The following is a 12,932-nucleotide window of genomic DNA, read 5'->3' on the forward strand; positions in this document are numbered from 1 at the left end:
TTAATAAACAGGTTCACCCTGTTTACTTCTTCCTTTTGGAATACACTCATCAATGAATGAAACTATGAATCCAGAGCAGCAACTGCAGGATAAAATGTATTGGCTGCGCAAGTTCCGCATGGCCAAAAACGACAAAACCCTGGAGCGCATGGTCTCTCGCGCCATAGACGAATATCACAGCAAAGCTCAGGTTGCCGCTGCTATTTATCTGGCCGAATGCCAGCGCGAGCGTGAGCTCACCCTGGGGCGCTATCTCGACAGCTGAGCTGCTTTATAGTGCACCAGTTGCTGATCAATGGCCCCAAAAATACTGCGCCCCTGCTCGTCCAGCATTTCCATACGCACGCTGTCTCCAAACTGCATAAATGGCGTGCTGACTTCGCCGGTGTTCAGCAGCTCGCGGGTGCGCCGCTCGGCAATGCAGCAGGAGCCGGTGCTTTCATCCCGGTTGGATACGGTGCCCGAGCCAATCACGGTGCCGGCACTCAAATGGCGGCTGAAGCAGGCGTGAGCAATAAGCCGGTCAAAGCCAAAGGTCATATCAACCCCGGCATTGGGGTGGCCAAACAGCTGGTTGTTTAAAAAGACCCGCAACGGCAGGTGCAGCCGGGCGTTTTGCCAGTGCTGGCCCAGCTCGTCGGGAGTCACGGCCACCGGCGAGCAGCTGGTAGCGGGCTTTGACTGAAAAAAGCCAAAGCCCTTGGCCAGCTCTGCGGGAACAAGGTTGCGCAACGACACATCATTTACCAGCATCAGCAGCCGCACATGGGGCAGGGCGCTGGCCTCTGTGGTGCCCATGGGCACATCGCCGGTAATCACCGCTATTTCCCCTTCAAAGTCGATGCCCCAGGCTTCATCCGCCAGCTCAATTGGCTCACAGGGGCCGAGAAACCCGTCCGACATGCCCTGATACATCAGCGGATCGGTCCAGAAACCCGGCGGCATGTCGGCCCCACGGGCTTTGCGCACCAGCTCTATATGGCTCACATAGGCACTGCCGTCGGCCCACTGATAGGCCCGGGGCAGGGGCGCGGCACAGGCCGCCGTATCAAAGGCAAAAGCATGAGCGCATTCACCACGGTTCAAACGCTGATACATGGCGTTCAGCCCCCGCTCGCACTCATCCCAGTTATCCAGTGCCGCCTGCAGGGTAGCTGCAATGCCATCGGCGCGGCAGGCCAGCTGCAAATCCCGGGATACCACCATCAGGCTGCCATCGCGGCCTTCTTTTAAAGATGCCAGTTTCACGATTTCCTCCAGGAGTTGACATAATCGGTGTTCTCCACACCGGCAGGAAGGGTAGCCAGCTCCAGCGGATAGCGGCTGTCAATCATCACTGCTACCTCGTTGGTGGCCGTGCGGGAATTGCTCTGTGCGGAGGCCAGCGCCTTGGGATGCGGCCCGTGAGTAAAGCCACAGGGGTGCCAGGTGATCATGCCGGCATCAATGTTATCCCGGCTGAAAAAATTACCTTCATGGTAAAACAGCACCTCGTCGTAATCGTCATTGTTATGAAAAAACGGCACCTTGAGTGCACCGGCGTCCTGCTCCATGGGGCGGGGCACAAAGGTGCAGATCACAAAGTGGCTGGCCACCCAGGTGCTGTGCGCAGAAGGCGGCAGATGATAACGATGGCTCATCAATGGCCGAATATCCCGCCAGTTCAGCCGCAGCACGGTTAAGTCACCCTTCCAGCCCAGCGCATCCAGCGGATTAAAGGGGTAAGTGATGGTATTAAACTGACCCCGGGCCTTGAGCCTGACTTGCCACTCACCGGCGCGCCCGGCCTGCTCCGCAAAGGCTTCATCTATATGAGGATGTTCCAGCACACCCGGGTCAAAAATGGCATGCTGGCCGGCTGGGCCTCGGTCGGCCAGCTGATAGCTGCCGTGGGTGGCTTCTATCATCAGCAGGGTAACCGGCTCATTCGGCTCAATTCGCCAGCTGGTGGAGCGGGGAATAATTACATAATCCCCCTTGCTGAAGGGCAGCCGGCCATAGTCGCAAAACAGCACGCCGCTGCCCGCATGCACAAACAGGCATTCATCGCCGTCGCCGTTGCGCACCAGATGATCCATGGGGCTGTTGCAGCGCCACAACCGAACGCATAAATGCTCGTTATAAAGCAAAGGAACCGCATGCCAGGGGCAGGGGCCCATATCGGGCAGCTTGTTGGTATCCAGTGCGCGCGGACGCAATGATCCCTCCCAATGGCTCCAGCCGGTAGGCGGATGGCGGTGATACATATGAGTGGCCGGGCCAAAAAAGCCGTCTTTGCCAATCTCCCGCTCATAGCTGCCGGCGGGCAAATCGCAATGCGCCTGGCGGGAATGCACGCCTTCACGCAGCGGAAAAGACACTCGGTGTTTCAATGTTGCCTCCGGTGAAGATCAAACTCTTACTCACTATAGCTGCCTGGCCATAATGTGCGGCATGGCTTCAAACTTGTGTTCAAAAATGGTTACACTCCTGTCTTTACAGGCAAACAGGAAGCAAGTCATGGATGAGCAGAGCGCGCTGGAGCTGGAACACTTTTTACCCTACAAACTGATGCAGGTAGCCGAGCGGGTAGGGGCCGAGCTGGCCGTCTTCTATCGCAAGGAATTTGGCATAACCCGGCCCGAGTGGCGGCTGATGGCGGTGCTGGGCGACGGCCGCTCGCTGATTGCCCGGGAGCTGGCCGACATCACCTGCATGGACAAGGTAAAAGTGTCCCGGGCGCTGCAGGGGCTGGAAGATAAAAAGCTGATAAAGCGCAAGCCCAACCCCAGGGACCAGCGCGCCGCCCGCATTTTGCTCACCCCCGAGGGCAAGGCACTGCATCAGCGCATGGTGCCCAGAGTGCTGGAATGGGAAGCCGGTCTGGCCGAAGGCCTGACCGGCGGCGACACCAAGCCGCTGCTTGCCAGCCTTAACCAGCTGCTCACCCGGCTGGAAAATATGTAATGCCCCTTCGGGGAGCTGTAAGCTGTCACTCCGGGCTTGACCCGGAGTCTATGGCAGGCCCCGCCGTCGTCTGCAGAATGGATTCCGGCTCGGTGGCCGGAATGACACTGCGCTTGCAGTTGTATTCCATTGGCAAACTGTCAGAATTTACCTGCTTCTACACTTTATCGAGATTTTTGTTATGCGCTTTTACCAAACCGGACTCACAGTGCTGGCTGCACTGGTGCTCTCTGCCTGTGCCTCCAACAAAAATGAGCCCGTGCCGGCTCGCCTGGATGTGCTGCACGGCCCCACCTTTATTAAAAACGGTAACGCCACCGGCGAAAAAGACATTACCGTCAGATCACCCTATTTCGCCTTTGCCATCAGTGCCGACACCGGCGCCGTGGTGGATCTGGCCATTGCCAGCAACGGCCAGTACGGCCCGGATCTGGTGCGCTCCCTCGACTTTGTGCCCGGTGACGGCAAGCTCACATCGACAAAAATTGACGTGAAAGAACAGTCTGGCGAGCGTGTTGTAATAGAACTGCAGCGCGAGCTGAACGGCAAACCGGTAACCAGCCGCTATGAGGTTAACCTCAGCAATGCCGGCATTCGTTTAAGCACCACTCAAGATGGCAAACAGTTCTCCGGCTATCAGCTGGAACGCAACCAGGTTCCTGCAGCCCTGCCCAGCTATAACGACATGCCCAACATGGTGCAGGCGCACTGGACCGCCGCCAGTCTGCAAAACGAACTGGGCATTCTTTATGAAAGCGACGATCTGCGCAAAAACCGCGACAGCGGGGAAGTCAGTGCCTGGCTCAGCGCCGGTGCCCTGGACGTGCTCAGCGCCGACAAGCCCATGTATGGCGGCCAGGGCATACCCAGGCTGGCACTGCTGGAGCTGACGCCGGTCACCTCCGGCTTTGAGGCGCGCCTGCAGGAGCTGCGACAGCGCTGGAGCCGGGGTGAAAAGGTTTATCTGGGCGGCAACAGCGGCAAGCTCTATGCCTACACGCCCAAAGGCAGGCTCAGTGCCGACTACGCCACGGCCGCAGGCAAAGGCCACAGCTTTTTAAGCTTTGGCCCGCAGGTGTATCCCATTACCACCAACTTCGGCGGCACCGCCAAACCCTTTACCGAAACTCAGGTAGAGTTTCGCTCCGAGGTGGGTCTGGCCAGGGCCGAAGTCTGGCTGGATGGTGTGCAGGTAGCCGGCTGGAAAATTAACGGTGCCAAATGGTTCAGAACCGGTGTGCCTGTGCCGCCCAACCACACCTGGATGCAATGGGTAGTGGAAGATCGCAACGGCAAGCGCGCCTACTCCAACCCCATCTGGATCGAGTGAGATCAAAGCGCGAATGTGATTAGTTCTCGCTTATAGTTAAGTTCTCTTAAATCAATAACTTATCTTATGTTTTAATTTGAAAAACGGCCATTTGGCGTCTATCCTTATGGCCATCATTGAACGGGGAGAGTGGTTATGAAAGGGGACAAAAAAGTCATTGAGCACCTGAACAAGGTGCTCAGCATAGAGCTGACCTCCATCAACCAGTATTTTCTGCACGCCCGCATGTTTAAAAACTGGGGCCTCAGCAAGCTGAACGAGCGGGAATACAAAAAATCCATCAAAGACATGAAACAGGCCGACGAGCTGATCGAGCGCATTCTATTTCTGGAGGGCCTGCCCAACCTGCAGCACCTGAACCGGCTGCGTATTGGTGAAAACACCGAAGAAATGCTCGGCTGCGACCGCGATCAGGCAGCAGAGCAGCTGAAAGTGCTGAAAGACGCCATTGCCTACTGCGAGTCGGTGCACGACTTCGTCTCCCGCGAGCTGCTCTGTGAGCTGGAAGAATACGAAGAAGGCCACCTCGACTGGATAGACACTCAGCTGGACCTTATCAGCAAAATCGGCCTTGAAAATTACCAGCAGTCACAACTGTAAGGGAGCAGAATAATGAAAGGTAATCAGCAAATTATTGCCGCACTCAACGAGCTGCTGGCAGGCGAACTCAGCGCCATGGACCAATACTTCATTCACTCCCGCATGTATGAAGACTGGGGGCTCACCAAGCTCTACGAGCGCATTGACCACGAATTTGAAGACGAAAAAGGCCATGCCTCCAAGCTGATTGAGCGCATTCTGTTTCTGGAAGGCACGCCCGACATGGTGACCCGGGTGCCGCTGAACGTGGGCAAAGATGTGCCCTCCATGCTGCAGAGCGATCTGGATCTGGAATATAAAGTCATCAAGGATCTGCGCAAGGTCATGGCCCTGTGTGAACAAGAGCAGGACTACCAGACCCGCGACATGCTGCAGGTGCTGCTGGAAGACACCGAAAATGATCACACCCACTGGCTGGAACAGCAGCTGGGCCTCATTCAGCGCATCGGCCTGCCCAACTACCTGCAATCACAGATGTAACCCCTTTGCTCCTCCCTTTTTTAAGGGGAGAGAATCGTTTTTGCTCCTCCCCCTTTTTAAGGGGGAGGTTGGGAGGGGGTTGCAACAAACCCCACCCTGACCCTCCCCTTGGTAAGGGGAGGGAATCGTTTTTGCATTTCCCTACAAACATTCAACCAGATAATCCACCAGCAGCCGCACTCTTGGCGACAGGTGTTTATTGTTCGGATACACCACCCACACGCCGTCGTCCGGCACCCTGTATTCCTCCAGCAGGCTCACCAGCAACCCCTTGTTCAGCGCTTCGGTCACGTAATAATCCGGCAGCTGCACAATTCCCAGTCCCTTGATGGCGGCATCCTTCAGTGCCAGCCCGGAATTGCAATGCCAGCCAGACGGCAGGCGAAAACGGCGGGGCTGCTTGTTCTCAATAAACCGCCAGTGATCCACAGTGCCGGCCAGGCAGCGATGTGTGCTCAAATCATTAATGTGCCGGGGGGTGCCATAACGGGCCAGATAATCCGGCGAGGCACACAAAAACTGAGTGCGCCGGGCCAGCTTGCGGCACATTAAACTGGACGAGCCCAGACTGCCCAGCCGAATGGCCAGATCAAATCCTTCCTGCACCAGATCCACTGTGCTATTGGTCAGCACCATATCCAGCTGCAGGCCGGGGTATCGCAGCAAAAAGTTATTCACCAGCGGTGCCACAAACTGCTCGCCATAATACACCGGCGCGGTAATGCGCAGCCGCCCCGCCGGGTTGCCCTCAAGCGTCATAACCTCCTGCTCTGCCGCCTGCAGGGCGTGCTGGATATGGCACACCTGCCGGTAATAAACACGGCCTGTGTCGGTAAGGGTGAGCTTGCGGGTAGTACGATACAGCAGCTTGGCCCCCAGCCGCTTTTCCAGCTGATTCACCCGCCGGCTTACATGGGCCACAGACACATTCAGCCGCTGTGCTGCCGCAGTAAAGCTCTCGCTCTCCACTACACTTACAAATTCGTTAATGCCTTCCCAGTCGATCATTTTTACTCACTGGTAAAAGTGTTTTGCTATATAAGTCATTATCAACGGTGGGGGCTGTAATACAATAAGCGGCATTCTCCCTTCGGGGAGCTGAACCCTTCGGGGAGCTGTAAGCTATAAGCTGTCAGCTGTAAGTTAAAACCATTGAGCTGACAGACCGGCGTAGTGCAACCGCACTGATGATTCGTGTGTTAAAGCCAACAGGAGCCAATAATGGACATGATTAAAACCCGCGCCGCTGTAGCCTGGGAGCCGGGCAAGCCGCTCAGCATTGAAGAAGTAGATCTGATGCCGCCGCAAAAAGGCGAAGTGCTGGTGCGCATTGTGGCCACCGGTGTGTGCCATACCGACGCCTACACCCTGTCGGGTGACGATGCCGAAGGCGTGTTTCCGTCCATTCTGGGCCACGAAGGTGCCGGCATAGTAGAAGCCGTGGGCGAGGGCGTCACCAGCCTGCAGGTGGGTGACCATGTTATTCCGCTCTACACCGCCGAATGCGGCGAATGCAAATTCTGCAAATCCGGCAAAACCAACCTGTGCCAGGCCGTGCGCGCCACTCAGGGCAAGGGGCTGATGCCCGACGGCACCACCCGTTTCTTTAAAGACGGCAAGCCGATTTTCCACTACATGGGCTGCTCCACCTTTGCCGAGCGCACCGTGGTACCGGAAATCTCCCTGGCCAAAATCAGCAAAGAAGCGCCGCTGGAAAAAGTATGCCTGCTGGGCTGTGGCGTTACCACCGGCATGGGCGCGGTTAAAAACACCGCCAAGGTGCAGGAAGGCGACACAGTAGCGGTATTCGGCCTGGGCGGCATTGGCCTGGCAGTCATTATTGGTGCCGTGCAGGCCAAGGCCAGCCGCATTATTGCCATCGACATCAACGAAGACAAATTCGAAATTGCCAAAAAGCTGGGTGCCACCGACTGCGTAAACCCCAACGACTACGACAAGCCCATTCAGGACGTGATTGTAGAAATGACCGACGGCGGCGTCGACTTCTCCTTTGAGTGCATCGGCAACGTCAAGGTGATGCGCTCCGCACTGGAAGCCTGCCACAAGGGCTGGGGTGAGTCAGTGATCATCGGTGTGGCCCCGGCCGGTGCCGAAATCTCCACCCGTCCGTTCCAGCTGGTAACTGGCCGGGTATGGAAAGGCTCCGCCTTCGGCGGCGTAAAAGGCCGCTCTCAGCTGCCCGGCATTGTAGAGCAATACATGAACGGCGAGTTTGAGCTGGACACCTTCATCACCCACACCATGGGCCTGGACGACATCAACCACGCCTTTGACCTGATGCACGAAGGCAAGTCCATTCGTTCTGTGATTCTTTACGACAAATAAATAGCTGTAAGCTCACCGTCTTCTCCTCCCCCTTTTTAAGGGGGAGGTTGGGAGGGGGTTTAGTCTGTAGGCCCCGTTTAAACGGGGCTTCAGTGCTTCATGCAGCACGGTTTGCCCGACTGAAGTCGGGCCTACAAGGAACAATAATGCAACTGCTACAACAACAAAAATGCTTTGGCGGCCGTCAAATTCGCTACCAGCACGACTCCAAAACCCTTAACTGCAGCATGCAGTTTTCCGTGTTTCTGCCGCCGCAGGCAGAGCAGGGGCCGGTGCCGGCGGTGTATTGGCTGTCGGGGTTAACCTGCACCGACGAAAACTTCTCATCCAAGGCCGGTGCCCAGCGCGTGGCTGCTGAGCTTGGGCTGGCGCTGATCATTCCTGACACCAGCCCCCGGGGCAACGGCGTGGCCGACGATGCAGAAGGTGCCTACGATCTGGGCCTGGGCGCGGGTTTTTATGTAAACGCCACTCAGGCCCCCTGGAGCAGCCACTACCGCATGTATGACTATGTGCTGAGCGAGCTGCCGGCTCTGGTAGAAAGCGAGCTGCCGCTCAACGGCAAGCGCGCCATCAGCGGTCATTCCATGGGTGGCCACGGCGCCCTGGTGCTGGCACTGCGCAACCCCGGGCGGTTTGTGTCTGTGTCTGCCTTTGCGCCCATCTCCAACCCCACGGATTGCCCCTGGGGCCACAAAGCCCTGAGTGCCTATCTGGGTGAAGACAGAGCGGCCTGGGCCGAGTACGACGCCAGCCTGCTGCTGAAAGCAAAAGGCAGCTCACTGCCCATGCTGGTGGATCAGGGTGACGCCGACAACTTCCTGGCCGAACAACTCAAGCCGGAAACACTGCAAGCGGCTGCCAATGAAAGCGGTGCCAAGCTTGAACTGCGCCTGCAGCCCGGCTATGACCACAGCCACTACTTCATCGCCAGCTTTATAGAAGACCACCTGCGGTTTCATGCGGAGTATCTGGGTTAAAACAAACCCCACCCTGACAGTTCAGCTCCTCTCCCTTTTAAGGGAGAGGCTGGGAGAGGGTTGTAACAAACCCCACCCTGACCCTTCACCTTGGCAAGGGGAGGGAATCGTTTCAGCTCCTCTCCCTTTTTAAGGGAGAGGCTGGGAGAGGGTTAGTTGAGGTTTTCTCCCTGAGTCAGTTATTTTATCCCTATGCACTAAAACACTGCAGTTTTAAGCTAGAGGGAGTCTTCAGAGGGAGACTGAGCTGGAGATTGTTTTCTAAACCTGCCTTCCAGTACTCGGGGAGCGACAAACAGAGCGACCATGCCAAAAATATCCAAGGCACCGATAATACCTGCTACAACCGGGCTGAAAGGGGCAATACAGGCGGCAGCAACAAAACCTCCGAGAGCAATGGCTAAGCCATATTGCTGGCCTCGTTTATCTTTCTCTATTGCACCGGTGAGACCAGTTTTTTGCATTTCATGGGTATGGCTTTGCTCATCTACAGCCATTTGCAGAATAATACGGCGTGTATGTTCATCATAAGCATTGAACTGCTCAGGAGGAGGCAAGCTGCCGCTGTACATAGTCGTCTGCTGGCGATGAATAGCCATGATATGCTGCGGAGACTCATCTTCAACCAGAAGCTCAGCCAATGCCTCCTGCTGAGCGGGTGTTAACTGACCGTGTTTAAGCCCTTGCACAAGCGACTCTGCATCAGCCTCTGGCTCCAGATAGTCACTTACAGGATCGGCGTTCTGCGTCTTCTGGCACTCGCTATTATCACCTTCTTCTGCTGTTTTATGTGCCATGTTGTTGCTTTTTATAAACTTTAAATGAATGGGTAAGCTGGTTACCAACACGTTGCCAGCATTGCTCTATGCGCTGCTGAGCAGTGCCTTTGGGCATATATTCAATGTAATTTCCCATAGGCCAGATCTCCATCACTGAACCAGCCGCTCGAAGCTGAGGGTGTGAACGGATGCGAAATTTCATGGGTACGTTCCTCAATATGCCAGATAGAGCCGTTACTCACTTAGCAACATAGCAAAATCAGTAGTTGTAGTCACTTTTCAGCTCCTCTCCCTTTTAAGGGAGAGGCTGGGAGAGGGTTGTAACAAACCCCACCCTGACCCTCCCCTTAAAAAGGGGAGGGAATCGTTTCAGCTCCTCTCCCTTTTTAAGGGAGAGGCTGGGAGAGGGTTAACTTACGGCTTACAGCTCCCCGAAGGGGCAAACGCCTCCCACAAGTACCGCATCTTGCGCCAGCGGCGATACACCCACAGCAGAGCCGGGTGTGTTGGCTCCCGGTAATTTTTCCGCTCTTCCGCCAGCTGGCGCGCCATGCGCAGCGGAGTGCTGCACAGGCCGGTTTTATAATCCACATAAGTGGGATACCAGGCATAAGTAGCGTACACCAGTGCCGCCAGGGGCAGGTTGCGGCCCCGGCGTGCTAGCGGGTGCATGTCGGTGGTCAGGCCCCAGCCGGCATAAAATGGCTGGCCCCATACGGTTACCGGTTTACTGCGGATCAAAGCCTCCAGCCCGGTTAATGACGTCAGCACATGCACGGCGTCTGCTGCATCCAGGCAGTCTACAATGCCGGCGCTGGTTTCCACCACATCCACACAGGCGTTCAGCACCTTCTCCGGCACTTGGCCCCGGCGGTTACCGCTCACCACATCCGGGTGCGGCTTAAACACAATAAAGGCATCGGGGTGGGCCGCCCGCACCGCTTCAAGCAAAGCGGCGTTGCCCGCCACAAAGGGGCTGCCCAGTTGCACAGAAGCATCATCATCCACCTGGCCGGGCACCAGAATAATACGGCGCTCTTCAGCCAGTGTCCGCCAGTTCAGCTGGCTGCGAGTGCCCACGTTATATTTGGTCAGGGCCTGCTCGTGAAAGTGTGTCAGCAGCTGTTCACCCAGTTTCAGCTCCAGCTCAGAAAAGTCATGCTGTTTTAAATGCTGTTCAATGGCACTGGGGGTGCGCGGATCGTAATACATGCCCGCAGGGTCAATCACCAGCGAGCCGGGCCGGCGCAGATCCGACCCCAGCCCCACCGAGCGTAAAAAGCCGTCTTCCATGCGCCACACCGGCAATGAGCAGCTCGCCAGTTCAGACTCAAATTTGCGCCCCCACACCAGCACGGCTTGTGTATTACCCGGCTGAAGGCCGGAATCCACTGCGTCCGGAATACGATCAACAAATGTCACTTTCCGGGCATAACGGCGCAAAAAATACGGCGCAAACCGCCGCCGCCACAGTGAAAACCCAACGGCATACAGCTCATCCACCGGCGGCACGGGCGCGCGCTGGGCCAGGATCAAATCCAGCAGCGCTTCCGGCTCACAGCGCTCACCGGTTACCGGGTCCGCATAGCGGCAATAACGAAGATAAGCCGCCGCCAGCAACTGCTCCACAGTGCGTGGCTGGCCCCGGCGGGGCACGGCAACACGATCATCAGTAACGCCCCAGCCGGCATAAAAGGGCACTCCAAAACACACCACCGGCTTGCCCGCCAGCAATGCCTCAAAGCCCAGCTGAGAAGTCACCGTATATACCTTGCTTACCTCGGCCATCAATGTAAAAGGGTTTACATTGTCGGCCAGCAACAGCACATCGTTACCGGCAGCTGCCGTTAAATAGCCCTGTTTTTTACCCAGCAGCACATCGGGGTGGGTGCGCACAATAATCTGGGCATTCGGGTTCTCGGCCCTGGCCGCAGCCAGCATATCGGCAAAATGCTGCTCACCGGCAAGCCCCAGCCGCACCGACTGATCCCCCATGGTCTGATCAATCACCAGCACGCGCGGGCGGTTCGAATCCAGCTTGTTACGCACAGAAACGGGCAGGGTATTGCCGGCATAACAGTTATATTTGGTAATGCCGTGTTCAGTAAGAGTGTGGCGCAGCATTCGCGCTCGTTGCGTCCAGTCAGAACTCCACCAGCTAATATCGTCCAGCATATGCTCAAGGGCGCTTGGCCGGGTGGCGTCGTAATAGACACCCACGTCATCCACAATCAGTGACAACCGCCGGCCCCGCTCAGCCGGGTGGCCAATATAACCAATAAAGCCGTCTTCCAGCTGCCAGAAGGGCAAATCGCCCGCCTGTGCCAGCCGGCGCGCTTGCTCGGTATTGGGCTTCATGCCCCAGCCCACCACAGCGGTGGCTTTTTCAGTGGTAAAAAAGCCAACACGCAAAGGTGCCAGCAAAGCATTAAGCACCCGGCGCTGACGCCAAATACCAAAAGAAGTGGTCAGGAGCATAAAAAACCAAAGATAAAGAATGGCAGGGTGGGACAAGTTCCAACATTCCGGCAAGCGGTGCCTGTTGCCCGAATAAATTCGGGCCTACGGCAGCTCCCCGAAGGGGCTGGCTATTTCATCAACGCTTTAATTCCCAAACGGGCAAAATTGATAAGTTCCTGATGATAATCAGATGAAACCACACTATGCACAATAACAGGGTCAACTTCGAGATAGTCATGCACCAGCGCATTTCGAAGCCCTATAACCTTGCGCCAGGGCGTACTTTTATCAATCACGCCCTTTTCAGCCAGCCGGTTAAATGCAGTTAGTGCCTCATTACTCGTCATGCCTGTTTCTTGTTTGGACCAGTGTTTGGCCAGACCAATGCAAGACTCTATAAGAACCTGAAGTGTTCGCTCTGCAGCCCTTTGTTCAAAGCGGCTCCAAGGGCCTTGCTGTAACCGCTGCTTTAGCTCGTCCAAGTCCAGTTCGCACTGGTCTACATGTTCTTTTTGCGCACTCAGGTAGGCGTTAGGTACGGTGTCAGCCATTTTCTTCTCCAGTCTTGTTGGCATGAACGTAGTCCAGCTCCCACATGGAATAAATGCGCTGCTCTGCCTGCATGCGGTGGGAAGGGGATAAGTCCAGTAATAGTTTGCCCTGGCTCAGCACACTCCAGCCAAGGGGAACAGGAGCAATGGTCAGGTCAACCACACTGATGGTGCCTTCCGGCATGGCAAGTTTGTGTTGCCAGTCCAAGGCTACTTCTTCGGGCCTTAGCCGGCGAGATAACGCATCCGGCTCCCAGTGAGTAAAGACCACCGCCAGATCATAATCGCTGCGGGCATGGTGATCGCCTCTGGCGCGAGAGCCATACAGCCAAAGTGCAGCAATATCTGGCCGTTGTTGTGCCAGCGCTACAATGTTTGCCAGTTGATCCATCTCTGCTCCTGTACTTCAGGGAACTATTTTGCTCCCTCTTTTCAAGGGGAAGGAACCCCGATTTGCTCC

General features: G+C 56.2%; 15 protein-coding genes. 7 read left to right on the forward strand and 8 right to left on the reverse strand.

What is annotated here, in order from left to right; translation table 11 throughout:
• Positions 1 to 64: 64 nt before the first annotated feature.
• The gene (locus N2M06_RS03695) at positions 65 to 265 is read left to right on the forward strand and encodes a hypothetical protein (protein ID WP_346351623.1); all 201 of its coding nucleotides are present in this window, start codon (positions 65 to 67) and stop codon (positions 263 to 265) included.
• Here N2M06_RS03695 and N2M06_RS03700 read toward each other — a convergent pair.
• Both N2M06_RS03700 and N2M06_RS03705 read right to left on the reverse strand, forming a co-directional pair.
• Complete coding sequence (locus tag N2M06_RS03700; RefSeq protein ID WP_346351624.1) at positions 250 to 1,248, reverse strand: fumarylacetoacetate hydrolase family protein; 999 nt, start codon at positions 1,246 to 1,248, stop codon at positions 250 to 252. The two genes, N2M06_RS03695 and N2M06_RS03700, sit on opposite strands and share 16 nt — an antisense overlap.
• A complete protein-coding gene (locus N2M06_RS03705) occupies positions 1,245 to 2,372 on the reverse strand; it encodes a homogentisate 1,2-dioxygenase (RefSeq protein WP_346351625.1) in 1,128 nt (375 codons plus the stop codon). Before N2M06_RS03705 ends, N2M06_RS03700 begins: the two co-directional genes overlap by 4 nt.
• A gap of 127 nt (positions 2,373 to 2,499) precedes the next feature.
• On the opposite strand from N2M06_RS03705, the gene N2M06_RS03710 reads away from it, so the two are divergent.
• The 4 genes from N2M06_RS03710 (at position 2,500) to bfr (N2M06_RS03725) (ending at position 5,356) form a co-directional block, all read left to right on the forward strand.
• Positions 2,500 to 2,946 carry a MarR family transcriptional regulator gene (locus N2M06_RS03710; protein WP_346351626.1) on the forward strand — a complete coding sequence of 149 codons (447 nt, stop codon included), beginning with the start codon at positions 2,500 to 2,502 and terminating at the stop codon, positions 2,944 to 2,946.
• Between the two features lie 181 nt (positions 2,947 to 3,127).
• Complete coding sequence (locus tag N2M06_RS03715; RefSeq protein WP_346351627.1) at positions 3,128 to 4,276, forward strand: hypothetical protein; 1,149 nt, start codon at positions 3,128 to 3,130, stop codon at positions 4,274 to 4,276.
• 135 nt (positions 4,277 to 4,411) lie between these two features.
• Positions 4,412 to 4,876 carry a bacterioferritin gene (bfr, locus tag N2M06_RS03720; protein ID WP_019933243.1) on the forward strand — a complete coding sequence of 155 codons (465 nt, stop codon included), beginning with the start codon at positions 4,412 to 4,414 and terminating at the stop codon, positions 4,874 to 4,876.
• A gap of 12 nt (positions 4,877 to 4,888) precedes the next feature.
• Entirely contained in the window at positions 4,889 to 5,356 is a 468-nt protein-coding gene (gene bfr / locus N2M06_RS03725; RefSeq protein WP_019933244.1) for a bacterioferritin, read from the forward strand.
• Between the two features lie 141 nt (positions 5,357 to 5,497).
• Here bfr (N2M06_RS03725) and N2M06_RS03730 read toward each other — a convergent pair whose 3' ends face one another.
• Complete coding sequence (locus tag N2M06_RS03730) at positions 5,498 to 6,364, reverse strand: LysR family transcriptional regulator (protein WP_346351628.1); 867 nt, start codon at positions 6,362 to 6,364, stop codon at positions 5,498 to 5,500.
• Positions 6,365 to 6,583: 219 nt separating this feature from the next.
• On the opposite strand from N2M06_RS03730, the gene N2M06_RS03735 reads away from it, so the two are divergent.
• The gene (locus N2M06_RS03735; RefSeq protein ID WP_346352150.1) at positions 6,584 to 7,702 is read left to right on the forward strand and encodes an S-(hydroxymethyl)glutathione dehydrogenase/class III alcohol dehydrogenase; all 1,119 of its coding nucleotides are present in this window, start codon (positions 6,584 to 6,586) and stop codon (positions 7,700 to 7,702) included.
• A 146-nt stretch (positions 7,703 to 7,848) separates the two neighbouring features.
• The gene (fghA, locus tag N2M06_RS03740) at positions 7,849 to 8,682 is read left to right on the forward strand and encodes an S-formylglutathione hydrolase (RefSeq protein ID WP_346351629.1); all 834 of its coding nucleotides are present in this window, start codon (positions 7,849 to 7,851) and stop codon (positions 8,680 to 8,682) included.
• A 218-nt stretch (positions 8,683 to 8,900) separates the two neighbouring features.
• Here the strand turns inward: fghA and N2M06_RS03745 are convergent, their stop codons facing one another.
• From N2M06_RS03745 to N2M06_RS03765, 5 genes are all read right to left on the reverse strand, one after another.
• Positions 8,901 to 9,479: a hypothetical protein gene (locus N2M06_RS03745; protein ID WP_317074518.1), complete on the reverse strand. Its 579-nt coding sequence runs from the start codon at positions 9,477 to 9,479 to the stop codon at positions 8,901 to 8,903.
• Positions 9,469 to 9,663, reverse strand: coding sequence for a hypothetical protein (locus N2M06_RS03750; protein ID WP_317074519.1), 195 nt, complete (start codon positions 9,661 to 9,663; stop codon positions 9,469 to 9,471). The genes N2M06_RS03745 and N2M06_RS03750 overlap by 11 nt, the downstream gene beginning before the upstream one ends.
• Positions 9,664 to 9,875: 212 nt before the next feature.
• The gene (locus N2M06_RS03755) at positions 9,876 to 11,939 is read right to left on the reverse strand and encodes a capsular polysaccharide biosynthesis protein (RefSeq protein ID WP_346351630.1); all 2,064 of its coding nucleotides are present in this window, start codon (positions 11,937 to 11,939) and stop codon (positions 9,876 to 9,878) included.
• A 110-nt stretch (positions 11,940 to 12,049) separates the two neighbouring features.
• Positions 12,050 to 12,472 (reverse strand): DUF86 domain-containing protein, encoded by a 423-nt coding sequence (locus tag N2M06_RS03760; protein WP_317074521.1) that lies wholly within the window; start codon positions 12,470 to 12,472, stop codon positions 12,050 to 12,052.
• Complete coding sequence (locus N2M06_RS03765) at positions 12,465 to 12,863, reverse strand: nucleotidyltransferase domain-containing protein (RefSeq protein WP_346351631.1); 399 nt, start codon at positions 12,861 to 12,863, stop codon at positions 12,465 to 12,467. Before N2M06_RS03765 ends, N2M06_RS03760 begins: the two co-directional genes overlap by 8 nt.
• Positions 12,864 to 12,932: the final 69 nt, after the last annotated feature.

Source organism: Oceanimonas sp. AH20CE76, from assembly GCF_039654065.1.
Classification (GTDB): domain Bacteria; phylum Pseudomonadota; class Gammaproteobacteria; order Enterobacterales; family Aeromonadaceae; genus Oceanimonas; species Oceanimonas smirnovii.

What these genes read in the sequence shown, in the direction of transcription:
- N2M06_RS03745 (WP_317074518.1), bottom strand. Translation starts at nt 9,479, where the DNA reads ATGGCACATAAAACAGCAGAAGAAGGTGATAATAGCGAGTGCCAGAAG.
- bfr (WP_019933243.1), top strand. Translation starts at nt 4,412, where the DNA reads ATGAAAGGGGACAAAAAAGTCATTGAGCACCTGAACAAGGTGCTCAGC.
- N2M06_RS03710 (WP_346351626.1), top strand. Translation starts at nt 2,500, where the DNA reads ATGGATGAGCAGAGCGCGCTGGAGCTGGAACACTTTTTACCCTACAAA.
- bfr (WP_019933244.1), top strand. Translation starts at nt 4,889, where the DNA reads ATGAAAGGTAATCAGCAAATTATTGCCGCACTCAACGAGCTGCTGGCA.
- fghA (WP_346351629.1), top strand. Translation starts at nt 7,849, where the DNA reads ATGCAACTGCTACAACAACAAAAATGCTTTGGCGGCCGTCAAATTCGC.
- N2M06_RS03750 (WP_317074519.1), bottom strand. Translation starts at nt 9,663, where the DNA reads ATGAAATTTCGCATCCGTTCACACCCTCAGCTTCGAGCGGCTGGTTCA.
- N2M06_RS03760 (WP_317074521.1), bottom strand. Translation starts at nt 12,472, where the DNA reads ATGGCTGACACCGTACCTAACGCCTACCTGAGTGCGCAAAAAGAACAT.
- N2M06_RS03730 (WP_346351628.1), bottom strand. Translation starts at nt 6,364, where the DNA reads ATGATCGACTGGGAAGGCATTAACGAATTTGTAAGTGTAGTGGAGAGC.
- N2M06_RS03695 (WP_346351623.1), top strand. Translation starts at nt 65, where the DNA reads ATGAATCCAGAGCAGCAACTGCAGGATAAAATGTATTGGCTGCGCAAG.
- N2M06_RS03765 (WP_346351631.1), bottom strand. Translation starts at nt 12,863, where the DNA reads ATGGATCAACTGGCAAACATTGTAGCGCTGGCACAACAACGGCCAGAT.
- N2M06_RS03735 (WP_346352150.1), top strand. Translation starts at nt 6,584, where the DNA reads ATGATTAAAACCCGCGCCGCTGTAGCCTGGGAGCCGGGCAAGCCGCTC.
- N2M06_RS03755 (WP_346351630.1), bottom strand. Translation starts at nt 11,939, where the DNA reads ATGCTCCTGACCACTTCTTTTGGTATTTGGCGTCAGCGCCGGGTGCTT.
- N2M06_RS03715 (WP_346351627.1), top strand. Translation starts at nt 3,128, where the DNA reads ATGCGCTTTTACCAAACCGGACTCACAGTGCTGGCTGCACTGGTGCTC.